At 68.5% G+C, this 26552-nt stretch carries 3 protein-coding genes and 2 pseudogenes (1 of these 5 only partly in view); all 5 read left to right on the top strand.

Translation table 11 applies throughout. The features are described from left to right. Nucleotides 1-2: 2 nt before the first annotated feature. Nucleotides 3-3776 (top strand): annotated as a pseudogene (locus tag Prubr_RS37845) (amino acid adenylation domain-containing protein); the annotation flags it as partial. 119 nt (nt 3777-3895) lie between these two features. Then, the gene (locus Prubr_RS31875) at nt 3896-11890 is read left to right on the top strand and encodes a non-ribosomal peptide synthetase (RefSeq protein ID WP_212818808.1); all 7995 of its coding nucleotides are present in this window, start codon (nt 3896-3898) and stop codon (nt 11888-11890) included. After that, nucleotides 11887-15834 (top strand): annotated as a pseudogene (locus tag Prubr_RS31870) (amino acid adenylation domain-containing protein); the annotation flags it as partial. The gene Prubr_RS31875 and the pseudogene Prubr_RS31870, both read left to right, overlap by 4 nt. A 38-nt stretch (nt 15835-15872) precedes the next feature. Next, entirely contained in the window at nt 15873-21143 is a 5271-nt protein-coding gene (locus tag Prubr_RS37840) for a non-ribosomal peptide synthetase (RefSeq protein ID WP_281425853.1), read from the top strand. After that, a protein-coding gene (locus Prubr_RS31850) for a non-ribosomal peptide synthetase (protein ID WP_212818804.1) crosses the window boundary here: on the top strand, nt 21140-26552 show its 5' end (the start). 16883 nt of this gene lie beyond the right edge of the window; only the first 5413 of its 22296 coding nucleotides appear in the window; the start codon lies at nt 21140-21142; the stop codon falls past the right edge of the window. The genes Prubr_RS37840 and Prubr_RS31850 overlap by 4 nt, the downstream gene beginning before the upstream one ends.

Here is a 26552-nt window from a genome sequence, read left to right as displayed (position 1 = left end):
GGGTGGATGTTCCGATCGGGTCGGCGGTGGCGGGTCGTTCGGATGAGGCGTTGGACGATTTGGTGGGTTGTTTTGTCAATACGTTGGTGGTGCGTACTGATCTGTCGGGTGATCCGTCGTTTGTTGATGTGTTGGCTCGGGTGCGGCGGGCGGGGTTGGGTGCGTTCGCGCATCAGGATGTGCCGTTCGAGCGTTTGGTGGAGGAGTTGGCTCCGGTTCGGTCGTTGGCGCGGCAGCCGTTGTTCCAGGTTGTGCTGACCATGCACGATATCGCCGCGGCCGGGGTGAGCCTGGAGGGCCTGCAGGTGAGCCTGGTGTCCTCGGCCCGTCCGGCAGCGAAGTTCGATCTCGACGTGATGGTCGGCGAGATGTTCGACGCCGACGGTGCCCCCGGTGGCGTGCAGGGCACGGTGACGGTCGCGGCCGACCTGTTCGACGCGGAGGCGGCAGAGGCGATCGCGAACCGTCTGACACGGGTGCTGGACGCGGTGCTCGCTGATCCCTTCGTGCGGGTCGCCGAGGTGGATGTGCTGCTTGCCGGTGAGCGTGAGCGGGTGTTGCGTGGGTTCAACGAGGTGTCGTCTGGTGCGTCGGTTGTTTCGGTGTTGGAGGGTTTTGGTCGGTGGGTGGGGGAGTCGCCGGGTGCGTTGGCGGTGGGTGGTGTGTCGTATGTGGAGTTGGATGAGCGTGCGGGGCGGTTGGCGTCGGTGTTGCGTGCTGAGGGTGTGGTTGCTGAGTCGGTGGTGGGTTTGTGTTTGCCGCGTGGGTTGGACATGGTGGTGGCGATTCTTGCGGTGTGGAAGGCGGGTGGTGCGTATCTGCCGATCGATAGTTCGTTGCCGGCGGATCGGGTGGCGTTTCTTTTGGGTGACAGTCGTCCGGTGGTGACGGTTTCAACCGAGCGGATTGTGGAAGACCTGCCGGTTGGTCGGCATCGGATGTTGGTGGTCGATGACGCGTTGACCCGGATGCGGTTGGCGGCTGCCGAGCCGGTGCGGGACGCGTTGTCGTTGCCTGACCAGGCGGCGTATGTGATCTATACGTCGGGTTCGACGGGGCGTCCGAAGGGTGTCACGGTTACTCACGGCAATTTGGCGCGCTACCTGGCGGCGGTGCCCGAGCGGCTGGGTTGGGGCGTGCCGGGGGATCGGTATGCGTTGTTGCAGGCGCAGGTGACGGACCTGGGTAATACGACGCTGTTCACCGCGTTGACGACCGGCGGCACCGTGTACGTCCCGGACGAGGACCTGGTTGCCGACGCGGTCGGGCTGGCAGGCTACCTGCGCGAGTACGAGATTGATCATGTGAAGGCGGTGCCGTCGCAGGTGGCGGCGCTGGCATCGGCCGGCGTTGAAGGGGTTCTGCCGCGGCGGTCGCTGGTGTTGGGCGGTGAGGCGATTCCTGATGAGTTGGCGGCAAGGCTGTTGGCCGCGGCTGAGGGTCGGCGGGTTTTCAATCATTATGGGCCGACGGAGACGACGATCGGTGTGGCGGCTACCGAGTTCGACGGCACGATCGGGACGCCGTTGGCTGGTACGCGTTTGTTTGTGTTGGACGAGCGGTTGCGGCCTGTGCCGGTGGGGGTTTCGGGTGAGTTGTATGTCGCGGGGGAGCAGGTGGCCCGGGGTTACAACGTTGCGGTCTTGACGGCGCAGCGGTTTGTGGCGTGTCCGTGGGATGTCGGGCGGCGGATGTATCGCACGGGTGATCGGGTTCGGTGGACTGTGGATGGGCGGTTGGTTTTCGGGGGTCGTGCGGATGAGCAGGTGAAGATCCGTGGTTACCGTGTCGAGCCGGGTGAGGTTCAGGGGGTGCTTTCCGGGCTGCCCGGGGTGGTGCAGGCGGTGGTGGTGGCGCAGGTCGATGTTGCAGGGCAGACGCGGCTGGTCGCGTATGTGGTGCCGGCCGATGCGGACGTCGACCCGGCGGCTCTGCGGGCGCTGCTGGCCAAGCGGCTGCCCGACTATCTGGTGCCGTCGGTGGTGGTTCTGCTCGATGCGATTCCGTTGGCCAGTAACGGCAAGCTCGATCGGGCGGCGCTGCCCGCGCCGTCGCACGAGCAGTCGTACGGTCGCGCACCGGCGAGCCCGCAGGAGGAGATCCTGTGTGCGGCGTTCGCTGAGGTGCTGGGTGTGGAGAGCGTCGGTGTCGATGACGATTTCTTCGAGTTGGGTGGGCATTCGCTGCTGGCGACGCGGTTGGTGAGCCGGGTGCGGGTGTTGCTGGGTGTGGAGGTGGAGATTCGGGCGTTGTTCGAGTCGTCGTCGCCGGCGGGGTTGGCGGGGCGGTTGCGGGAGGCGGGGGTGGCGCGGCCGGCGGTGTCGGTGCGGATGCGTCCGCAGCGGTTGCCGTTGTCGTTCGCGCAGCGGCGATTGTGGTTCATCGGTCAGTTGGAGGGGCCGAGTCCGACGTACAACAGTCCGGTTGTGTTGCGGTTGAGTGGTGGTCTTGATCGTGATGCGCTTGGGGCTGCTTTGCGTGATGTGTTGGTGCGTCATGAGGCTTTGCGTACGGTGTTCCCGTCGTTCGATGGTGAGCCGTATCAGCATGTCATCCCCGCCGACCAACTCGACTGGCAACTCGCCGTCATCGACGTGGCGCCGGACGGCAGCGGTGCCACGCCGCAGCTCGAAGCGCTCGCCTGGGACCGGCAGATGACCGACCTGCCGACCGGCGGCATCAGCGACGCTGAGCTGTCGGGAGCGGTTGCCCGGGTGTCGGGCTACGCCTTCGACCTCTCGGTTGAGGTGCCGGTGCGGGCGTGGCTGTTTGTGGTGGGTCCGGATGAGTTCGTGTTGGTGCTGGTGGTGCATCACATCGCTGGCGATGGTTGGTCGATGGGGCCGTTGGCGCGGGATTTGTCGGAGGCGTATGCGGCCCGGTTGCGGGGTCAGGCGCCGGGGTGGGTGCCGTTGCCGGTGCAGTATGCGGATTACAGCTTGTGGCAGCGTGATCTGCTCGGCGACGAACGTGATCCCGACAGCGTGCTGTCGCGACAGCTGGCGTACTGGCGCGACACGCTGGCGGATAGCCCCGAGGAGCTCGCTCTGCCCACCGACCGGCCCCGGCCCCCGGTCGCCACCCACCACGGCCATGCGGCCCGTCTCGACATCCCGGCGGAGCTACACGACAAGCTGCGCCGCCTGGCCCGTACCCAGGGGGTCACGGTGTTCATGGTGTTTCATGCGGTGTTGGCGGTGACGTTGTCGCGGTTGGGTGCGGGGGTGGATGTTCCGATCGGGTCGGCGGTGGCGGGTCGTTCGGATGAGGCGTTGGACGATTTGGTGGGTTGTTTTGTCAATACGTTGGTGGTGCGTACTGATCTGTCGGGTGATCCGTCGTTTGTTGATGTGTTGGCTCGGGTGCGGCGGGCGGGGTTGGGTGCGTTCGCGCATCAGGATGTGCCGTTCGAGCGTTTGGTGGAGGAGTTGGCTCCGGTTCGGTCGTTGGCGCGACAGCCGTTGTTCCAAACCGTGCTCACCAAGCTCAACGCCGCCGACCGGGATGCCCGTCCCGGCCTGACGCTGCCCGGCATCCGATCGGAGCACCTCTTCCTGGGCCGCCCGGCAGCGAAGTTCGATCTCGACGTGATGTTCGGCGAAGTGTTCGACGCCGACGGCAGGCCCGGTGGCATCCACGGCGCGGTGACCGTGGCCGCCGACCTGTTCGACCCCGAGGCTGCCGACGCCATTGCGAAACGCGTGGTCCGAGTGCTCGACACGGTGTCGGACGATCCGTCGGTGCGGGTCGCCGAGGTGGATGTGCTGCTTGCCGGTGAGCGTGAGCGGGTGTTGCGTGGGTTCAACGAGGTGTCGTCTGGTGCGTCGGTTGTTTCGGTGTTGGAGGGTTTTGGTCGGTGGGTGGGGAGTCGCCGGGTGCGTTGGCGGTGGGTGGTGTGTCGTATGTGGAGTTGGATGAGCGTGCGGGGCGGTTGGCGTCGGTGTTGCGTGCTGAGGGTGTGGTTGCTGAGTCGGTGGTGGGTTTGTGTTTGCCGCGTGGGTTGGACATGGTGGTGGCGATTCTTGCGGTGTGGAAGGCGGGTGGTGCGTATCTGCCGATCGATAGTTCGTTGCCGGCGGATCGGGTGGCGTTTCTTTTGGGTGACAGTCGTCCGGTGGTGACGGTTTCAACCGAGCGGATTGTGGAGGACCTGCCGGTTGGTCGGCATCGGATGTTGGTGGTCGATGACGCGTTGACCCGGATGCGGTTGGCCGGGTCGGAGCTTCTTGCGGCCGGGTCTGTTCTGCCTGACCAGGCGGCGTATGTGATCTATACGTCGGGTTCGACGGGGCGTCCGAAGGGTGTCACGGTTACTCACGGCAATTTGGCGCGCTACCTGGCGGCGGTGCCCGAGCGGCTGGGTTGGGGCGTGCCGGGGGATCGGTATGCGTTGTTGCAGGCGCAGGTGACGGACCTGGGTAATACGACGCTGTTCACCGCGTTGACGACCGGCGGCACCGTGTACGTCCCGGACGAGGACCTGGTTGCCGACGCGGTCGGGCTGGCAGGCTACCTGCGCGAGTACGAGATTGATCATGTGAAGGCGGTGCCGTCGCAGGTGGCGGCGCTGGCATCGGCCGGCGTTGAAGGGGTTCTGCCGCGGCGGTCGCTGGTGTTGGGCGGTGAGGCGATTCCTGATGAGTTGGCGGCAAGGCTGTTGGCCGCGGCTGAGGGTCGGCGGGTTTTCAATCATTATGGGCCGACGGAGACGACGATCGGTGTGGCGGCTACCGAGTTCGACGGCACGATCGGGACGCCGTTGGCTGGTACGCGTTTGTTTGTGTTGGACGAGCGGTTGCGGCCTGTGCCGGTGGGGGTTTCGGGTGAGTTGTATGTCGCGGGGGAGCAGGTGGCCCGGGGTTACAACGTTGCGGTCTTGACGGCGCAGCGGTTTGTGGCGTGTCCGTGGGATGTCGGGCGGCGGATGTATCGCACGGGTGATCGGGTTCGGTGGACTGTGGATGGGCGGTTGGTTTTCGGGGGTCGTGCGGATGAGCAGGTGAAGATCCGTGGTTACCGTGTCGAGCCGGGTGAGGTTCAGGGGGTGCTTTCCGGGCTGCCCGGGGTGGTGCAGGCGGTGGTGGTGGCGCAGGTCGATGTTGCAGGGCAGACGCGGCTGGTCGCGTATGTGGTGCCGGCCGATGCGGACGTCGACCCGGCGGCTCTGCGGGCGCTGCTGGCCAAGCGGCTGCCCGACTATCTGGTGCCGTCGGTGGTGGTTCTGCTCGATGCGATTCCGTTGGCCAGTAACGGCAAGCTCGATCGGGCGGCGCTGCCCGCGCCGTCGCACGAGCAGTCGTACGGTCGCGCACCGGCGAGCCCGCAGGAGGAGATCCTGTGTGCGGCGTTCGCTGAGGTGCTGGGTGTGGAGAGCGTCGGTGTCGATGACGATTTCTTCGAGTTGGGTGGGCATTCGCTGCTGGCGACGCGGTTGGTGAGCCGGGTGCGGGTGTTGCTGGGTGTGGAGGTGGAGATTCGGGCGTTGTTCGAGTCGTCGTCGCCGGCGGGGTTGGCGGGGCGGTTGCGGGAGGCGGGGGTGGCGCGGCCGGCGGTGTCGGTGCGGATGCGTCCGCAGCGGTTGCCGTTGTCGTTCGCGCAGCGGCGGTTGTGGTTCATCGGTCAGTTGGAGGGGCCGAGTCCGACGTACAACAGTCCGGTTGTGTTGCGGTTGAGTGGTGGTCTTGATCGTGATGCGCTTGGGGCTGCTTTGCGTGATGTGTTGGTGCGTCATGAGGCTTTGCGTACGGTGTTCCCGTCGTTCGATGGTGAGCCGTATCAGCATGTCATCCCCGCCGACCAACTCGACTGGCAACTCATCGTGACCGAGGAAACCCCCGGCACGCTCCCCGGCGCGGTCACCGCCGGGGCGGGTTATGCGTTTGATCTGTCGGTTGAGGTGCCGGTGCGGGCGTGGCTGTTTGTGGTGGGTCCGGATGAGTTTGTGTTGGTGCTGGTGGTGCATCACATCGCTGGCGATGGTTGGTCGATGGGGCCGTTGGCGCGGGATTTGTCGGAGGCGTATGCGGCCCGGTTGCGGGGTCAGGCGCCGGGGTGGGTGCCGTTGCCGGTGCAGTATGCGGATTACAGCTTGTGGCAGCGTGATCTGCTCGGTGATGAGGGTGATCCGGAGAGTGTGTTGTCGCGGCAGGTGGCGTATTGGCGGGAGGCGTTGGCGGGTAGTCCGGAGGAGCTTGTTCTGCCGGTTGATCGTTTGCGGCCGGTGGTGGCGTCGCATCGTGGTTTTTCGGCGCCGTTGCGGGTGTCGGCTGGGTTGCATGCGCGGTTGCGGGAGGTGGCGCGGGCTGAGGGTGTGACGGTGTTCATGGTGTTTCATGCGGTGTTGGCGGTGACGTTGTCGCGGTTGGGTGCGGGGGTGGATGTTCCGATCGGGTCGGCGGTGGCGGGTCGTTCGGATGAGGCGTTGGACGATTTGGTGGGTTGTTTTGTCAATACGTTGGTGGTGCGTACTGATCTGTCGGGTGATCCGTCGTTTGTTGATGTGTTGGCTCGGGTGCGGCGGGCGGGGTTGGGTGCGTTCGCGCATCAGGATGTGCCGTTCGAGCGTTTGGTGGAGGAGTTGGCTCCGGTTCGGTCGTTGGCGCGGCAGCCGTTGTTCCAGGTTGTGCTGACCATGCACGATATCGCCGAGGCTTCCCTGCGCCTACCTGGCGTACAGGTCGAACTCTCACCGTCAGCCCGCCCGGCAGCCAAGTTCGACCTCGACATCATGGCCGGCGAGACGTTCGACGCCGACGGAACCCCCAGCGGCGTCCACGGCACGGTCACCGTGGCAGCCGACCTGTTCGACGCGGAAGCCGCCGAGGCCTTCGCCACCCGCCTCGTCCGGGTACTCGACGTAGTCCTGGCCGACCCCGGTGTCCGACTGTCCACCGTCGATCTGCTCGACGCGGACGAGCGTGAACGTGTCGTGCACACCTTCAACGAGGTGTCGTCTGGTGCGTCGGTTGTTTCGGTGTTGGAGGGTTTTGGTCGGTGGGTGGGGGAGTCGCCGGGTGCGTTGGCGGTGGGTGGTGTGTCGTATGTGGAGTTGGATGAGCGTGCGGGACGGTTGGCGTCGGTGTTGCGTGCTGAGGGTGTGGTTGCTGAGTCGGTGGTGGGTTTGTGTTTGCCGCGTGGGTTGGACATGGTGGTGGCGATTCTTGCGGTGTGGAAGGCGGGTGGTGCGTATCTGCCGATCGATAGTTCGTTGCCGGCGGATCGGGTGGCGTTTCTTTTGGGTGACAGTCGTCCGGTGGTGACGGTTTCAACCGAGCGGATTGTGGAGGACCTGCCGGTTGGTCGGCATCGGATGTTGGTGGTCGATGACGCGTTGACCCGGATGCGGTTGGCGGCTGCCGAGCCGGTGCGGGACGCGTTGTCGTTGCCTGACCAGGCGGCGTATGTGATCTATACGTCGGGTTCGACGGGGCGTCCGAAGGGTGTCACGGTTACTCACGGCAATTTGGCGCGCTACCTGGCGGCGGTGCCCGAGCGGCTGGGTTGGGGCGTGCCGGGGGATCGGTATGCGTTGTTGCAGGCGCAGGTGACGGACCTGGGTAATACGACGCTGTTCACCGCGTTGACGACCGGCGGCACCGTGTACGTCCCGGACGAGGACCTGGTTGCCGACGCGGTCGGGCTGGCAGGCTACCTGCGCGAGTACGAGATTGATCATGTGAAGGCGGTGCCGTCGCAGGTGGCGGCGCTGGCATCGGCCGGCGTTGAAGGGGTTCTGCCGCGGCGGTCGCTGGTGTTGGGCGGTGAGGCGATTCCTGATGAGTTGGCGGCAAGGCTGTTGGCCGCGGCTGAGGGTCGGCGGGTTTTCAATCATTATGGGCCGACGGAGACGACGATCGGTGTGGCGGCTACCGAGTTCGACGGCACGATCGGGACGCCGTTGGCTGGTACGCGTTTGTTTGTGTTGGACGAGCGGTTGCGGCCTGTGCCGGTGGGGGTTTCGGGTGAGTTGTATGTCGCGGGGGAGCAGGTGGCCCGGGGTTACAACGTTGCGGTCTTGACGGCGCAGCGGTTTGTGGCGTGTCCGTGGGATGTCGGGCGGCGGATGTATCGCACGGGTGATCGGGTTCGGTGGACTGTGGATGGGCGGTTGGTTTTCGGGGGTCGTGCGGATGAGCAGGTGAAGATCCGTGGTTACCGTGTCGAGCCGGGTGAGGTTCAGGGGGTGCTTTCCGGGCTGCCCGGGGTGGTGCAGGCGGTGGTGGTGGCGCAGGTCGATGTTGCAGGGCAGACGCGGCTGGTCGCGTATGTGGTGCCGGCCGATGCGGACGTCGACCCGGCGGCTCTGCGGGCGCTGCTGGCCAAGCGGCTGCCCGACTATCTGGTGCCGTCGGTGGTGGTTCTGCTCGATGCGATTCCGTTGGCCAGTAACGGCAAGCTCGATCGGGCGGCGCTGCCCGCGCCGTCGCACGAGCAGTCGTACGGTCGCGCACCGGCGAGCCCGCAGGAGGAGATCCTGTGTGCGGCGTTCGCTGAGGTGCTGGGTGTGGAGAGCGTCGGTGTCGATGACGATTTCTTCGAGTTGGGTGGGCATTCGCTGCTGGCGGTGGCGTTGGTGGAGTGGTTGCGCCGACGTGGGGTGTCGGTGTCGGTGCGGGGATTGTTCCAGTCGCCGACACCGGCGCGGCTGGCGGAGTTGACCGGTCCGCCGGTGGTGGTGGTGCCGCCGAACCTGATTCCGGTGGGGGCGGAGCGAATCACGGCGGAGATGGTGCCGCTGGCGGGGTTGACCGACGAGCAGCTGGCTGTGGTGGTGGACCAGGTGCCCGGTGCTGCGGCGAACGTGGCGGACATCTATCCGCTGGCGCCGTTGCAGGAGGGCATCTTCTTCCACCACCTCATGGCGTCGGCGTCCGGTCGTGACGTTTACGTCCTGCCCATCGCGCTGGGCTTCGACTCCCGCACCCGCCTCGACGCCTTCCTGGACGCGCTGCGGCAGGTGATCGCGCGGCATGACATCTATCGCACGGCGATCGTGTGGGAAGGACTGCCCGAACCCGTGCAGGTGGTCGTCCGGGAGGCGGCACTACCCGTCGAGAGGGTCACCCTCGGTGGATCCGGTGACGCGGTGACCCAGCTGGTCGCCATGGGCGGCGGCTGGATCGAACTGGGGACGGCCCCGCTGATGCGCGTCCACGTGGCGGCCGACCCCGGCAGCGGCCGCTGGCTCGCGGTCCTGCGGATCCATCAGCTGGTACGCGACCACACCACCCAGGAGGGTCTGCTGCGCGAACTCGGCGCGATCCTGGGCGCCACCGGGAGCGCACTGCCCGAACCGGTGCCGTTCCGCGAGTTCGTCGCGCAAGCGCGGCTGGGTGTGCCGCGGGAGGAGCACGAGCGGTACTTCGCCAGACTGCTGGGCGACGTGAGCGCGACGACCGCGCCGTACGGCCTGCTGGAGGCCCACGGCGACGGCCGCGACGCGGTCCGGGCGCAGGCGATGCTCGGTGACGACCTGGCCGCCGGAGTGCGCGAGGCGGCCCGGACACTGGGCGTCAGCGCGGCAACCATCTTCCACCTGGCGTGGGCCCGGGTGCTGGCCGCGATCGAGGGCCGCGCGGACGTCGTGTTCGGCACGGTGCTGTTCGGCCGGATGAACGCTGGCAGCGGCGCCGACCGCGCACTCGGGCCCTTTATCAACACCCTGCCGGTGCGGGTGCGTGTGGACGGCACCAAGGTCGGCACGGCACTGCTGGAGCTGCGCGACCAACTGGCCGAACTGCTCGCCCATGAGCATGCACCGCTCTCGCTGGCGCAACGGGCGAGCGGGGTTCCCGGCGGTACGCCCCTGTTCACCTCGATCTTCAACTACCGGCACAACCAGGCGGCCGCCCGGGCGGCGACCGGGCTGGACGGGGTGACGGCGCTGCTGTCCCGGGAGCGCACCAACTATCCCGTGGGCGTGGCGGTGGACGACCTCGGCGCGGGTTTCCGCCTCACGGTGGACGTGGTTCCTCCGGTGGAGGCGAAGGACGTCTGCGAGCTGCTGCTGACCTGCGTGAGCGGATTGGTGACGGCGCTGCGGGCCGATGCCGGGGGTGCGCTGGCAGCCGTGGAGGTGCTCGACGGCGCGAGGCGAAAGCAGGCTCTGGGCGCCGGCCCGGTGCCTCGGCCGGCCGGAACCACGGCGGTGGCCCTGATCGAGGCGCAGGTGGCGCGTACACCGGATGCGGTGGCGGTGCTGGGCGACGGGGTGCGGATGACCTATCGGGAGCTGGATGAAAGGGCGAACCGGTTGGCGCACCTGCTGCTCGGCCGGGGGGTCGGAGCCGAGTCGGTGGTCGGATTGTGCCTGCCGCGTGGCGTGGACGTGGTGACCGCGATGGTGGCGGTGTGGAAGGCCGGGGGCGCCTACCTGCCGTTGGATCCGCAGTACCCGGTGAAGCGGCTGGCGGACATGGTCGCCGACACGGGAGTACGGGTGGTCGTGGGGACCGGCTCGTCGGCCGACGTTCTGGCCGGCCCCGGTGTCCAGGTGCTGCGTCCCGACGACGAGGATCTGGCAGACCAGCCCGCCACCGCTCCACACATGCCGAGCCTGCCGCTGCAGGTGGCCTACGTCATCCACACCTCCGGCTCGACCGGTCGGGCCAAGGGCGTCGCGGTCACCCATGCCGGTCTCGCCGCCCTCGTGGCCGAGCAGGCCGACCGCTTCGCGCTGGGCTCCGGCAGCAGGATGCTGCAGTTCTCCTCACCGAGCTTCGACGCCGCGCTGGCCGAGACCCTGGTGACCCTGGCGTGCGGTGCGGCGCTGGTGGTGGCCAATGCTGATCAGCTGCTGCCGGGTCCGGCACTGACCCGGCTGGTGACCGAGCACGGCGTCACCCACGCCACGCTGCCGCCCGCGGTGCTGGCCGCGGCCGATCCGAGCGACCTGGCTCCGATCACGACAGTCGGGTCGGTGGGCGCTGCCCTCACCGCACCGATCTTGGGCCGCTGGGCCCCCGGACGACGCTTCCTCAACGGCTACGGGCCCACCGAGACCACGGTCTGCGTCACGCTGTCCGCGCCGCTGTCGCCGGGGGATCAGCCGGTGCTCGGCGCGCCCTTCCGGAACAGTCGCGTGTACGTGCTCGACGCCGGGCTGCGGCCGGTGCCGGACGGCGGAGCGGGCGAGCTTTACATCGCCGGGACGGGGCTGGCAAGGGGCTACGCCGGACGGCCGGGGCTCACGGCACAGCGCTTCGTAGCGTGCCCCTGGGATCCGGGTGAGCGGATGTACCGTACCGGTGACCGCGTCCGCCGGACCACGGACGGGCAGCTCGTCTTCACCGGCCGCGACGACGACCAGGTCAAGGTGCGCGGGTTCCGGGTCGAGCCGGGCGAGATCGAGGCCGTCCTGCTCGAGCAGCCCGGCGTGCGCGAGGCGGCTGTGATCGCCCGCGAAGACCGGCTGCTCGCCTACTACGCCGGCGACGGAACGGCGGAGTCCCTGCGGGATGCAGCCGCCAGCCGCCTGCCGGCGCACCTGGTTCCGTCCGCGTTCACTCTGCTCGACACCCTGCCGCTTACGCTCAGCGGCAAGCTGGACCGTGCCGCACTTCCGGCCCCCGACATCACCGGTGAGACCGGGCCGGGCCGCGCGCCCGTCACCGCGACCGAGAAGGCCATGTGCGCGGCCTTCGCCCAGGTGCTCGGACTGACCTCGGTCAGGGTGGACGACAGCTTCTTCACTCTCGGCGGCCATTCGCTGCTGGCGACCCGCCTGGTCAGTCGCGTACGCGCCGAACTGGGCCGGGAGCTGCCGATCCAGGAGGTCTTTGCCACCCCCACCCCGGCCGCGCTCGCCGCCGTGCTCGACGCGCAGGGCGACCACCGGCCGGACGTCCGGCCCGCCCTGCGCCCGCGCCGCAAGCAGGAGGAGTCCCGATGATCCCGCTCTCGTTCGCTCAGCGTCGCCTGTGGTTCCTGGCCCAGCTGGAGGGACCGAGCGCGAGCTACAACCAGCCGTCGGTCGTACGGCTCACCGGCGAGCTGGACCCGCAGGCCCTCGAACTCGCGCTGCTCGACGTCCTCGACCGCCACGAAGTGCTGCGCACCGTCTTCCCCGAGACGCCCGACGGCGAGCCGTACCAACGGATCATCCCCACCGCGGAGACCGGCTTCCATCTGCCGATCCTGCCCGTCCCCGCGGACGCCGCGGACGTTGCGGTTCTCGACGTGACGCGCCGCCCCTTCGATCTCGGCACGGAGATCCCGTTGCGCGCCACGTTGCTCACCGAGAGTCCCGGCGCCTACCTGCTCGTGCTCACCGTTCACCACATCGCGAGTGACGCCTGGTCGCTCGGTCTCTTGGCCCGCGATCTTTCCACCGCCTACCAGGCCCGGATCGGCGGAACTGCCCCCGATTGGAAACCCCTGCCGGTGCAGTATGCGGATTACGCACTGTGGCAGCGTGACCTGCTCCAGGAGGACGTCGGCGACGGCCTGCTGCACCGGCAGATCGCTCATTGGCGTACGGCTCTCGCGGGCATGCCGGAGGAACTGACGCTGCCCACCGATCGGGGCCGGCCGGCCGTACCCGGATCGCACGGTCACCGCGCCGAGCTGGAGCTTTCCGCCGAGACGCACCTGCGGCTGAGCGCTTGGGCCCGCGACCACAACGCGACGATGTTCATGGTCCTGCAGACGTGCGTGGCGGTCCTGCTGTCGCGCCTCGGTGCCGGCACCGACATTCCGCTGGGCTCGGCGATCGCGGGCCGCACCGACGAGGCGTTGGACGAGCTGGTGGGCTTCTTCGTCAACACGCTGGTCACCCGGATCGACCTGACCGGGGATCCCCGTGCCGGGGAGCTGCTGACCCGGGTGCGGGACGCGGACATCCGCGGCTACGCCCACCAGGATGTCCCGTTCGAGCGCCTGGTCGAGGACCTCGCACCGCGGCGTTCGCCGTCCCGGCATCCGCTGTTCCAGGTGATGGTCGGGCTGCAGAACCCGACCGACCGGCCGCTCGATCTGCCGGGTGTGCGGGCGACTGGTGTGACGGCTCCGGCCGGCGTCGCCAAGTTCGACCTCGAGGTCTCGCTGACGGAGTCCTTCGGCGTCAGCGGTGTGCCCGCGGGGCTGCGGGGCTGGCTGCTGGGGACGGCCGACCTGTTCGACGCCGCGACGGTGCGGACACTGACGGATCGCCTGGCGCGGGTGATCGACGCGATCGCGCAGGCGCCCGAAGCCCGGGTGTCCACGGTCGACGTGTTGGAGGCCGGTGAGCGGGATCAGGTGTTGCACGGCTTCAACGACACCTTTGCGGTGGTGTCGGGGTCGACGGTGGTCGATCGGTTCGAGTGGTGGGTGCGGGAGCGTCCTGGTGCGCTTGCTGTGGTGTGTGACGGCGTCGAGGTGACGTACGGGGAGCTTGATCGGGGTGCGCGTCGGGTCGCGGGTCATCTGCGGGCGTCGGGTGTGGGTGCTGAGGATGTGGTTGGTCTGCGGTTGCCGCGTGGTGCTGACATGGTGGCGGCGATTCTCGGGGTGTGGCGGGTGGGGGCGGCGTATGTGCCGTTGGATGGGCAGCTTCCGCAGGCGCGGCTTGATTTCATGGCAGCGGATAGTGGTGCTGTGGTGGTGTTGGATCATGTTGATTTTCCGGATGTGGGTGAGGTGGGGCGTTCGGTTGTTGCGGGTCAGTTGGCGTATGTGATTTATACGTCGGGGTCGACGGGTGTGCCTAAGGGTGTGGCGGTGACTCATGCGGCGGTGGCGAATATGGCTGCGGCGTTGTCGCCGTATTTGGGGGCTGGTCCGGAGAGCCGGGTTTTGCAGTTTGTGTCGTTCAGTTTCGACGCTTCCGTCTTGGATGTGGCGGTGACGTTGAGTACTGGTGGTGCTTTGGTGGTGGCGACGGGTGAGCAGCGTAATGATCCCGGTGCGTTGACTCGGTTGGTGGTTGAGCAGCGGGTGACGGCTGCGAGTGTGGTGCCGTCGTTGCTTGGTGTGTTGGATGTGGGTGGGTGGGCGGGTGTGTTGTGGATGGTGGTGGGTTCGGAGTCGTTGTCTGCTTCGTTGGCCGAGGTGTGGTCTGCGGGTCGTTGTTTGCGGCATGCGTATGGGCCGACGGAGTCGACGGTGATCGTGGCGTCGGCTGAGATGCGGGCGGGTTTGTCGGTGGTGCCGATTGGTGGTCCTGAGGCTAATAGTCGGTTGTTTGTGTTGGATGAGTGGTTGCAGCCGGTGCCGGTGGGTGTGGTCGGTGAGGTTTATGTGGCTGGTGTGCAGTTGGCTCGGGGATACCTGGGTCGGCCGGGTTTGACGGCGGAGCGGTTCGTGGCGTGTCCGTGGGGTGTGGGTGAGCGGATGTATCGCACTGGTGATCGGGCACGGTGGACGGTGGACGGGCAGTTGGTGTTCGCGGGTCGCGCGGATGACCAGGTGAAGGTTCGTGGGTTCCGGGTCGAGCTCGGTGAGGTGCAGAGCGTTCTACTGGAGCAGCCGGGTGTACGTCAGGCAGTGGTGGTGGTGCGGGGTGAACGCCTAATCGCCTATGTCGTTGGTTCGGTGGAGTCCGGGGCGCTCGCTCAGCGGTTGCCGCAATACATGGTGCCCGCGGCGGTGATGGTGCTTGATGAATTGCCGTTGAACGCGAGCGGCAAGGTCGATCGGGCTGCTCTGCCGGAGCCGGTGTTCGCTGGTGGGGAGGGGCGGGGGCCGGCCACGGTTCAAGAGGAACTGCTGTGTGCCGCCTTTGCTCATGTGCTCGGTGTCGAGCGCGTGGGTGTAGATGATGACTTCTTTGCGTTGGGTGGTCATTCGCTGCTCGCTACGCGGTTGGTGAGCCGGATCCGACGCGTGCTCGGGGTGGAGGTGCCGCTGCGGTTGGTGTTCGATGCGCCGACTCCGACGGGTATCGCGGCAGGGTTGGCGGGTGCGGGCGAGGCACGGCTGGCCCTGGTGGCTGGGTCGCGCCCGGAGCGGGTGCCGTTGTCGTACGCGCAGCGGCGGTTGTGGTTCCTCGGTCAGTTGGAGGGGCCGAGTGCGACGTACAACATTCCCACGGTGCTGAGTCTGTCGGGGGATGTCGATCGTGCTGCGCTGGCTGCTGGGTTGCGGGATGTGATCGGCCGGCATGAGGTGTTGCGCACGGTGTTCGCGGTGGCGGACGGGGAGCCGTATCAGCGGATCATCCCGGAGACTGAGCTGCGGTGGGAGTTGGAGACGGTTGCGGATGTCGCGGTGGTTGCCGGGCATCATTTCGATCTGGCTTCCGAGGTGCCGATCCGTGCGGGGTTGATGGAGTCCGGCGACGCGCTCACCCTTGTGGTAGTGGTGCATCACATCGCTGGTGACGGTTGGTCGATGGGCCGGCTAGCGCGTGACCTGTCGGTCGCGTATGAGGCCCGGTCTCGCGGCGGGGTGCCGCAGTGGGTGCCCCTGCCGGTGCAGTACGCGGATTACAGCTTGTGGCAGCGGGAGTTGCTCGGTGACGAGAACGATCCAGGCAGTGTCCTGTCGAGACAGGTCGCCCATTGGCGTGACGCCCTGCGGGGGGCTCCGGAGGAGCTGACGCTCCCGGTCGATCGGCCCCGTCCTGCGGTGTTCACGTCCCGAGGACATCAGGTGCCGCTGTCGATCTCCGCGGCGGAGCACCAGGAACTGCGGCGGCTGACGCGGGAGCATGGTGTCACGCTGCACATGCTGGTGCAGGTTGCCGTGGCGGTGCTGCTGTCCAAGCTGGGCGCGGGCACGGACATCCCGCTGGGCTCGGCCGTCGCCGGTCGCACCGACGAAGCCCTCGACGAGCTGGTCGGACTATTTGTCAACACGTTGGTGACGCGGGTTGACCTGACGGGGGATCCGACGCTTGCCGAGGTGCTGGAGCGGGTTCGTGAGGCGGGTGTCGGGGGTACGCACATCAGGACGTGCCGTTCGAGCGCCTGGTGGAGGAGCTGGCCCCGGCGCGGTCGCTGGCCCGGCACCCGCTGTTCCAGGTCATGGTCACGCTGCAGAACGCCAGTGGTGAAGGGGTGGACCTGCCGGGCGCGTCCGGAGTGGCCCTGCCCAGTTCGGCCGCCAAGTTCGACCTGGAGGTATCGCTGGCGGAGGTCGACGGCGACGGTGCCCCGGTGGGATTGCGGGGCCGGCTGTTGGGTGCCGTGGATCTGTTCGACGCTGACACGGTGCAGGTGCTGGCCGAGCGTCTGGTGCGGGTGATCGACGCGATCGCGCAGGCGCCCGAAGCCCGGGTGTCCACGGTCGACGTGTTGGAGGCCGGTGAGCGGGATCAGGTGTTGCACGGCTTCAACGACACCTTTGCGGTGGTGTCGGGGTCGACGGTGGTCGATCGGTTTGAGTGGTGGGTGCGGGAGCGTCCTGGTGCGCTTGCTGTGGTGTGTGACGGCGTCGAGGTGACGTACGGGGAGCTTGATCGGGGTGCGCGTCGGGTCGCGGGTCATCTGCGGGCGTCGGGTGTGGGTGCTGAGGATGTGGTTGGTCTGCGGTTGCCGCGTGGTGCTGACATGGTGGCGGCGATTCTCGGGGTGTGGCGGGTGGGGGCGGCGTATGTGCCGTTGGATGGGCAGCTTCCGCAGGCGCGGCTTGATTTCATGGCAGCGGATAGTGGTGCTGTGGTGGTGTTGGATCATGTTGATTTTCCGGATGTGGGTGAGGTGGGGCGTTCGGTTGTTGCGGGTCAGTTGGCGTATGTGATTTATACGTCGGGGTCGACGGGTGTGCCTAAGGGTGTGGCGGTGACTCATGCGGCGGTGGCGAATATGGCTGCGGCGTTGTCGCCGTATTTGGGGGCTGGTCCGGAGAGCCGGGTTTTGCAGTTTGTGTCGTTCAGTTTCGACGCTTCCGTCTTGGATGTGGCGGTGACGTTGAGTACTGGTGGTGCTTTGGTGGTGGCGACGGGTGAGCAGCGTAATGATCCCGGTGCGTTGACTCGGTTGGTGGTTGAGCAGCGGGTGACGGCTGCGAGTGTGGTGCCGTCGTTGCTTGGTGTGTTGGATGTGGGTGGGTGGGCGGGTGTGTTGTGGATGGTGGTGGGTTCGGAGTCGTTGTCTGCTTCGTTGGCCGAGGTGTGGTCTGCGGGTCGTTGTTTGCGGCATGCGTATGGGCCGACGGAGTCGACGGTGATCGTGGCGTCGGCTGAGATGCGGGCGGGTTTGTCGGTGGTGCCGATTGGTGGTCCTGAGGCTAATAGTCGGTTGTTTGTGTTGGATGAGTGGTTGCAGCCGGTGCCGGTGGGTGTGGTCGGTGAGGTTTATGTGGCTGGTGTGCAGTTGGCTCGGGGATACCTGGGTCGGCCGGGTTTGACGGCGGAGCGGTTCGTGGCGTGTCCGTGGGGTGTGGGTGAGCGGATGTATCGCACTGGTGATCGGGCACGGTGGACGGTGGACGGGCAGTTGGTGTTCGCGGGTCGCGCGGATGACCAGGTGAAGGTTCGTGGGTTCCGGGTCGAGCTCGGTGAGGTTGAAGCCGTGTTGCTGCGTCAGGTTGGTGTGCGTCAGGCAGTGGTGGTGGTGCGGGATGGGCGTCTGGTCGCGTATGTGAGTGGGGAGGTGGATTCGGGGGTGGTGCGGGAGTCGGTTGGTCGGGTGTTGCCGGAGTACATGGTGCCGGCGGTGGTGATGGTGGTGGATGGGTTGCCGTTGAATGCGAATGGCAAGTTGGATCGGGCTGGGTTGCCGGTGCCGGTGTTTGTTGGTGGGGAGGGGCGGGGGCCGGCCACGGTGCAGGAGGAGTTGTTGTGTGCGGGGTTCGCTCATGTGTTGGGGGTCGAGCGGGTGGGTGTGGATGATGATTTTTTTGCGTTGGGTGGTCATTCGTTGTTGGTGGTGGCGTTGGTGGAGTGGTTGCGTGGGCGTGGTGTGTCGGTGCCGGTGCGGGCGTTGTTCCGGTCGCCGACGCCGGCGCGGTTGGCGGTGTTGGTGGGTCCTGGTGAGGTGGTGGTGCCGCCGAATCTGATTCCGGTGGGTGCGGAGTTTATTTCGGCGGAGATGGTGCCGTTGGCGGGTTTGTCGGATGAGCAGTTGGCGGTGGTGGTGGGGCAGGTGCCGGGTGGGGCGGCGAATGTGGCGGATGTGTATCCGTTGGCGCCGTTGCAGGAAGGCATCCTCTTCCACCACCGGCTCGCGGAGGACGGGGACAACGCCTACGTCTTCCCGACGGTGTTCGGCCTCTCCTCCCGCGACGAGGTCGAAGCCTTCCTGGCGGCCCTCGACCGGATCGTCGAGCGCCATGACATTTATCGGACGGCTTTCGTGTGGGAGGGGCTGCCGGAGCCTGTGCAGGTGGTGGCGCGGCGTGTTTCTCTGCCCGTTCGCGAGGTCGTTCTTGTGTCGGGTGATGACGAGGGTGCGGTGGCGGAGTTGGTGGCGGTGGCGGGTTCGGTGCTGGATGTGGGTCGGGCGCCGTTGATGGATGTGCATGTGGGGCGGGCGCCGGGTGGTTCGTGGTTGGTGGTGTTGCGGGTGCATCACTTGGTGCAGGATCACGCGACGCAGGAGGTGTTGCGGGCTGAGTTGAATGCGTTGTTGGCTGGTGATGAGGCGTCGTTGCCGGTGCCGTTGCCGTTCCGGTCGTTTGTGGCGCAGGCGCGGTTGGGTGTGCCGCGGTCGGAGCATGAGCGGTATTTCGCGGGGTTGTTGGGGGATGTGTCGGAGACGACGGCGCCGTTCGGGTTGCTGGATGTGCATGGTGATGGTCGGGGTGTGGTGGGTAGTCGTTTGGTGGTGGAGTCGGGTTTGGCTGCTCGGGTGCGGGAGGTGGCGCGGTCGTCGGGGGTGAGTGCGGCGACGGTTTTCCATGTGGCGTGGGCGCGGGTGTTGGCGGTGGTCAGTGGTCGTGAGGATGTGGTGTTCGGGACGGTGTTGTTCGGGCGGTTGGGTGCTGGTGCGGGTTCGGATCGGGTGCCGGGTCTGTTCATCAACACGTTGCCGGTGCGGGTGGGTGTGGGTGGGGTGAGTGTTGGTGCTGGTGTGGGGTTGGTGCGTGATCAGCTGGCGGAGTTGATGGTGCATGAGCATGCGCCGTTGTCGGTGGCTCAGCAGGTGAGTGGGTTGCCGGGTGGTGTTCCGTTGTTCACGTCGATCTTCAACTACCGGCACAACCGCAAGTCCGCTGCCGGCGAGCACCGGTCCCAGGTCAAGATGCTGCTCAGCCGGGATGTCAGCAACTATCCCTTGGCGGTGGCCGTGGACGACCTCGGCGACGGGTTCACCCTGGTCGTCGATGCCGTGTCCGAGGTAGACGGCGACGCGCTGTGCACGATGCTGCACACCGCCCTGGGCAATCTGGTCACCGCGCTCGAAACCGATCCCGGCGTGCCGCTGCCCTCGATCGCCGTCCTGGACCCCGGGACGCGTCACCAGGTGGTGGCCGCCTGGAACGACACCGCCACGCCGCCGCCCTCCGCGGACGTCGTCGCGCTCGTCGCCGAGCAGGCGCGACGGAACCCCGGCGCGGTCGCCGTCGTCGCCGGCGATGAGCAGCTGACCTACCGAGACCTCGAGCAGCGGGTGAACCGGCTGGCAAGGGTACTGATCGAGCGGGGTGTCCGGACCGAGTCGGTGGTGGCGGTCTGCCTGCCCCGGAGACTGGATCTGGTCGTGTCGCTGCTCGCGGTGCTCAGAGCCGGCGCCGCGTACCTGCCGGTCGACCCAACGCTGCCCGCCGAGCGGATCACGGCGATGCTGGAGGACTCCGGAGCCCGGCTCGCCGTCGCGGCCGGCACGGTGTTGCCCGAGTCGGTGGAGACACTGTCGCCGCAGGTGCCGTACCAGATCGGCGCCGACGACGCCCCGGCGGTGGCAACCCAACCGGGCAACGCCGCCTACGTGATCTTCACGTCCGGCTCCACCGGACGACCCAAGGGTGTCGTCATCTCCCGGCTGGCGCTCGGCAACTTCCTGGCCGACATGGGCCGCCGCTTCCCGCTCGACGCCGCCGACCGCCTCCTGGCGGTCACCACGGTCGGCTTCGACATCGCCGGGCTCGAACTCTTCCTGCCGCTGATGCACGGCGCCCAGTTGGTGCTCGCCGACCGCGACACCGTCCAGGACCCTGCCGCCCTGCTGGCCGCCGTCAGCCGCCAGGGCATCACCGTCCTGCAGGCCACGCCGGGCCTGTGGCAGGCGGTGCTGGACGCCGGCGACGAGCCGCTGCGCTCGGTACGCGCGCTGGTCGGCGGCGAGGCGCTGCCGGCCGCCCTCGCCACCGCGCTGCGGGAGCGCACCGCCTCGGTCACCAACCTGTACGGTCCCACCGAGGCGACCATCTGGGCCACCGCGGGCGGCGTCGAGCACATCCCGGCGGCCGGCCCGCCCATCGGCAGACCAATTGCCAACACCTCCGCCTACGTGCTGGACCGGCGCCTCGAACCGGTTCCCGCGGGGGCCGCCGGCGAGCTCTACCTGGGTGGGGTGCAGCTGGCCCGCGGGTACGCCGGCCGGCCCGGACTGACCGCCGAACGCTTCGTGGCCTCTCCTTTCGTGCCCGGCGAGCGGATGTACCGCACGGGCGACCAGGCCCGGTGGAGTCGGGCCGGTGAGCTCGAATACCTTGGCCGCACCGACGACCAGATCAAGATCCGCGGATTCCGGATCGAGCCCGGAGAGGTGCAGGCCGTCCTCTCCGAGCACCCCTCGGTCGTCCGGGCGGCCGTGCTCGCCCGCGAGGACACCCCCGGCAACGTCCGCCTCGTCGCCTACATCGTCGCCGCCGCTACCGGGATCGGTGATCTGGCCGCCGAGTTGCGCGCGCACGCCGCGGCCCGGCTGCCGCACTACATGATCCCTGCCGCGGTCGTCCTGCTCGAGCGGCTGCCGCAGACACCGAACGGCAAGCTCGACCGCAAGGCGCTCCCGGCGCCCGACGTATCGGCCGCCCCGGCCGGCCGGCCGCCGAGCACCCCGCAGGAGGGAATCATTTGCAGCGCGTACGCCACGGTGCTCGGGGTGGGGGAGGTCGGCGTGGATGCCGACTTCTTCGCCCTCGGCGGCCACTCCCTGCTCGCGACGCGGCTCGTCAGCGAACTGCGGGCCGGGCTCGGCGTCGAGCTCCCGATCCGGGCGATCTTCGCCCATCCCACCCCGGCCGCACTCGCGGCCTGGATCGCTGACCACGGAAAGCCCCAGCAGAAGGCCAGGCCCGCCCTGCGGCCGATGCGTGAGCAGAAGGAGTCCGCATGATCCCCCTTTCTTTCGCGCAGCGCCGGCTGTGGTTCATGACCAAGCTGGAGGGCGCGAGCACCACGTACAACAACACCGTGGCCATGCGCCTCACCGGTGACCTCGACCGGGAGGCGCTCGCTGCGGCGCTCACCGACGTGGTGGCGCGGCACGAGGTGCTGCGCACGTTGTTCCCGGAGGTCGACGGCGAGCCGTGCCAGAAGGTGCTTCCGCCGGCAGAGGCGGACTTCCGCATCACGTACACGGATGTGGCCCCCGGCGACATCGACGCGGCGGTTACGCGGGCCGCCCGGCAAACGTTCGACCTGGCGACCGACATCCCGGTCCGGGGGTGGCTCTTCGCGGCCGGCCCGGGTGAGCACGTCCTGGTTCTGCTGGTCCACCACGTGGCCTGGGATGCCTGGTCGAACGGCCCGCTCGCGCGGGATCTCGCCACGGCCTACCAGGCTCGCCGCGACGGCCGGGAGCCCGGATGGGAACCGCTGCCCGTCCAGTACGCGGACTACAGCCTGTGGCAGCGCGAGCTGCTCGGCGACGAGAACGACCCGGACAGCGTCGCCCATCGGCAGATCTCCTATTGGCGCGCCGCCCTCGACGGTGCCCCGGAGGAGCTGCCGCTGCCCTTCGACCGGCCCCGGCCCGAGGTGCCGTCCTACCGTGGTCACCGGATCAGCCACGACATACCAGCGATGACACATAGTGCCCTGGCGGAGGTGGCGCGCGGCCACGGCGTGACCCTGTTCATGCTGATGCAGGCCGCCGTCGCCGTGACCCTCCACCGGCTCGGCGCCGGCCCGGACATCCCCCTCGGCTCGCCTGTGGCCGGACGTACCGACAAGGCCCTCGACGACCTGGTCGGCTGCTTCGTCAACACGCTGGTGCTGCGCACCGATCTCACCGACGACCCGACTTTCGCCGAGCTGCTGGTGCGCGTGCGGGAGACCGGACTGGCCGCGTTCGAGCACCAGGACGTCCCGTTCGAGCGCCTGGTCGAAGAACTTGCGCCGGCTCGCTCGCTGGCCCGACAGCCGCTCTTTCAAGTGCAGCTGACCATGCAGAACACCGGCTCGGTCAGCCTGCGCCTGCCCGGGCTGGCGATCGCGGGTCTGCCGGTACGTGAGTCACCGGCCCGCTTCGACCTCGCGGTGGCCGCCACCGAGTCGTTCGACGCCCACGGCGGCCCCGCCCGGCTGGCACTGACTGTCACCGGCGCGGCCGATCTGTTCGACGCCGCGACCGTGCAGACCGTCACCAACTGCCTGGCTCGGGTCCTCGAGGCGGTCGCGGCCGATCCGCGGATGCCGGTGTCTACTTTGGACGTCATGGGCGCTGATGAACGCCGTCGGGTGCTGCACACCTTCAATGCCACGCCCGCCGTGCCGTCGCCGGTCCCCGTACTCGACGGCTTTCTGCACTGGGTACGAGCGACGCCGGATGCCACCGCGCTGGTCACAGGCGGTGAGCTGCTGACGTACGCCCAGCTCGACGCCCGGGCGGAGCGACTGGCCGCGAACCTGCGCTCACACGGCGTGGACGCCGAGTCCGTGGTGGGCCTCTGCCTACCGCGTGGCCTCGAGACGGTGACGGCGATCCTGGCGGTCTGGAAGGCGGGCGGGGCGTACCTGCCGATCGACCCGAGCCTGCCGGCGGACCGGATCGACTACATGCTCAGCGACAGCCGCGCCGGGATCGTCCTCGGCCGAGACGAACTCGCACCGGTCCCGGAGGCGCTTCCGCACGAGGCGGCCCCACCCCGTCCGGGGCAGGCGGCGTACGTGATCTACACCTCCGGTTCCACGGGCCGGCCCAAGGGCGTGACAGTCACTCACGACGGCCTGGCCCACTACCTCGCGACGGTGCCCGAGCGGCTGGGATGGGGTGCCCCCGGGGACCGGTACGCCCTGCTCCAGGCGCAGGTGACCGACCTTGGCAACACGGTGCTGTTCACCGCGTTGACGACCGGCGGCACCCTGTACATCCCGGACGAGGACCTGGTCGCCGACGCGGCCGAGCTGGCAGGCTACCTGCGCGAGCACGAGATCGATCATGTGAAGGCCGTACCGTCCCAGGTGGCCGCGCTGGCATCGGCCGGCGTCGAGGAGGTGCTGCCGCGGCGATCGCTCGTTCTGGGCGGTGAGGCGACACCGCCGGAGCTGGCGGACCGGCTGCTCGAAGCCGCGGCTGCCGCGGGCAAACAGGTCTACAACCACTACGGACCGACCGAGACCACTGTCGGGGTGGCCGCCACCCAGTGGGACGGCACGCTGGGCGCTCCGCCGCCCGGCACGATGTTCTTCGTCCTCGACGAGCGTCTGCGGCCGGTCCCGCCGGGCGTGACCGGTGAGCTCTACGTCGCGGGTGAGCAGCTCGCCCGCGGCTACCGCGGCGCGGCTTCGACAGCGCAGCGGTTCGTGGCGTGTCCCTGGGATCCGGGCCGGCGAATGTACCGCACGGGTGACCGTGGCCGGTGGACCGCCGACGGCCGGCTGGTGATCGCCGGCCGGGTGGACGAACAGGTGAAGATCCGCGGCTACCGGGTCGAGCCGGGCGAGGTCCGCAACGTCCTTTTGGGCCTGCCGCAAGTCGCTCAAGCTGTGGTCGTCGCACGGAGAACCGAGGACGAGACCCGACTGCTGGCCTATGTCGTGCCCGCCGGCACGGCCGCTGATCCTGGCGCGATCAGGGACGACCTGGCGGGCCGGCTGCCGGATTACCTGCTGCCCTCCGCGCTGATGCTGATCGACGAGGTCCCGCTGACGAGCAACGGCAAGCTGGACCGTGCCGCCCTGCCCGAGCCGGCGCAGCAGCGCACCGCCGGCCGCGCGCCGGCGAATGCGCAGGAGGAGATTCTGTGCGCCGCCTTCGCCGACGTCCTGTGCCTGCCGCACGTCGGTGTCGACGACGACTTCTTCACCCTCGGCGGGCATTCCCTCCTGGCGATCTCATTGGTCGCCTGGCTGCGCCGGCGCGGGGTGTCGGTCCCGGCTCGCGCGTTGTTCCAGTCACCCACGCCCGCACAGCTGGCGGTCGTCGCCGGGCCGCCGCAAGTCAAGGTTCCGCCGCATGCAGTTCCGGTGGGCGCGGAGCGGATCTCGGCGGAGATGGTGCCGTTGGCGGGCTTGTCGGACGAGCAGTTGGCGGTGGTGGTGGGGCAGGTGCCGGGTGGGGCGGCGAATGTGGCGGACGTGTATCCGTTGGCGCCGTTGCAGGAGGGCATTTTCTTTCATTACCTGTTGCAGGCGGGTTCGGGTTCGGATGTGTACGCGTCGCCGCGGGTGGTGCGGTTCGTGTCGCGGGAGCGGTTGGATGCGTTCCTCGACGCGTTGCGGCAGGTGATTGCGCGGCATGACATCTATCGCACGGCGATCGTGTGGGAAGGCCTGCCCGAGCCGGTGCAGGTGGTCCTGCGGGACGTGACCCTGCCCGTCGAGGAAGTGACGCTCGACGACACGGATGATGCGGTGGCGCAGCTGCGGGAGGTGGCCGAGCAGCGCATGGACGTCCGGACGGCACCCCTGATGCGGATTCACGTCGCGGCCGAGCCCGGCTCGGGGCAGTGGCTGATGCTGCTGCGCATCCACCACCTGGCGCAGGACCACACGACCCAGGACGTGCTGCTGCGCGAGCTCGGCTCGATCCTCGCCGGCCGGTCCGCCGACCTCCCCCGGCCGGTGCCGTTCCGCGAGTTCGTGGCGCAGGCGCGGCTGGGTGTGCCACGGCAGGAGCACGAGCGGTACTTCGCCGGACTGCTCGGCGACGTCACGGAGACGACCGCCCCGTACGGGCTGACCGACGTCCACGGTGACGGGCGCGCCGTGACCCGGACGCGCCTTCCGCTCGAAGGCGACCTGTCGAACCAGGTGCGGGAGGTTGCTCGCGGGCTGGGCGTGAGTGCGGCGACGGTGTTCCATCTGGCGTGGGCGCGGGTGCTGGCGGCGGTCAGTGGTCGTGACGACGTGGTGTTCGGCACGGTGTTGTTCGGTCGGATGAACGCGGGTGCCGGCGCGGATCAGGTGCCGGGCCTGTTCCTGAACACGTTGCCCGTACGGGTGCGGGTGGGGAATGTGGGTGTGGGTGCGGCGTTGCTGGCGTTGCGTGACCAGCTGGCGTGGCTGCTGGTGCATGAGCACGCGCCGTTGTCGTTGGCGCAGCAGGCCAGTGGTGTCCCGGGTGGCACGCCACTGTTCACCTCGATCCTCAACTACCGCCACAACCAGCGGGCGGCCGCACCCGAAGGCCACGACAGGCCCGCGGGCATCTCCACGGTCGAGATGCGGGAGGCGACCAACTACCCTGTCAGCGTCTCCGTCGAAGACGACGGCACGGACTTCGGGCTGACAGTGGACGCCGTCCCCGCAGTGGACGCGCAGGAGCTGTGCCGCCTGATCCGGAGCTGCCTGACCGAGCTGACGGCGGTGCTGCGGGCGGACGCCGGACGCGCCCTGGCGACGGTTGAGGTGCTCGACGCCGCCGATCGCGAGCGGCTGACACGGACCGGAACCGGCCGGCCGAGCGGCGTGGCCCCATCACCGGCGGCCGCGTTGTTCGAGGCGCAGGTGAGCCGTACCCCGGAGGCCGTGGCCGTGCTCGGTGACGATTTGCGGGTCACCTATCAGGAACTGGACGAACGGGCGAACCGGCTGGCCCGGGTGCTGGCCGGCCTGGGCGTGAACGCCGAGTCGGTGGTCGGGTTGTGCCTGCCACGCGGGGTGGACGCCATCACGGCGATGCTGGCGGTGTGGAAGGCCGGCGGCGCCTATCTGCCGCTGGACCAGCAGTATCCGACGCCGCGGCTGGCCGAGATGGTCGCCGGCGCGGGTGCGCGAGTCGTGCTGGCGGACGGCCCGCCGGCCGACGCTCTGGCCGGACCGAGCGTACGGGTGCTGCGGTTGGACGACCAGACGGTCCGCGACACGCTGGCGCAGCAGCCGGCCACCGCGCCGGGCGTCGCTGTCTCGGTGCAGCAGCTGGCATACGTCATCTACACGTCCGGTTCGACGGGCCGGGCGAAGGGCGTGGCGGTCACGCATGCGGGCCTAGCCGCCCTGGTGACGGAGCACGTCGAGGGTTTCGCGCTCGACTCCGGCAGCCGAGTTCTGCAGTTCTCGTCGCCGAGCTTCGACAGCGCCCTTGCCGAGATCCTGGTGACGCTGGCGTGTGGCGCGGCCCTCGTGGTGGCCGACGCCCGCCACCTGCTGCCCGGCCCGGCTCTCGCGCGGGTGGTGGCGGAGCACGGCGTAACGCACGCCGCCCTGCCGCCCGTGGTGCTGGCGGCGTCGGACCCGCGGGACCTCGCCACCGTCTCGACGATCATCTCGGTCGGCGCGGCGCTCACCACGCCGACCGTCGACCGGTGGGCGCCGGGGAGGCGCTTTCTCAACGGGTACGGGCCCACCGAGACCACGGTCT

The sequence above is a fragment of the Polymorphospora rubra genome, assembly GCF_018324255.1.
GTDB classification, from domain to species: domain Bacteria; phylum Actinomycetota; class Actinomycetes; order Mycobacteriales; family Micromonosporaceae; genus Polymorphospora; species Polymorphospora rubra.
This window is presented reverse-complemented; position numbering and strand designations above follow the sequence as displayed.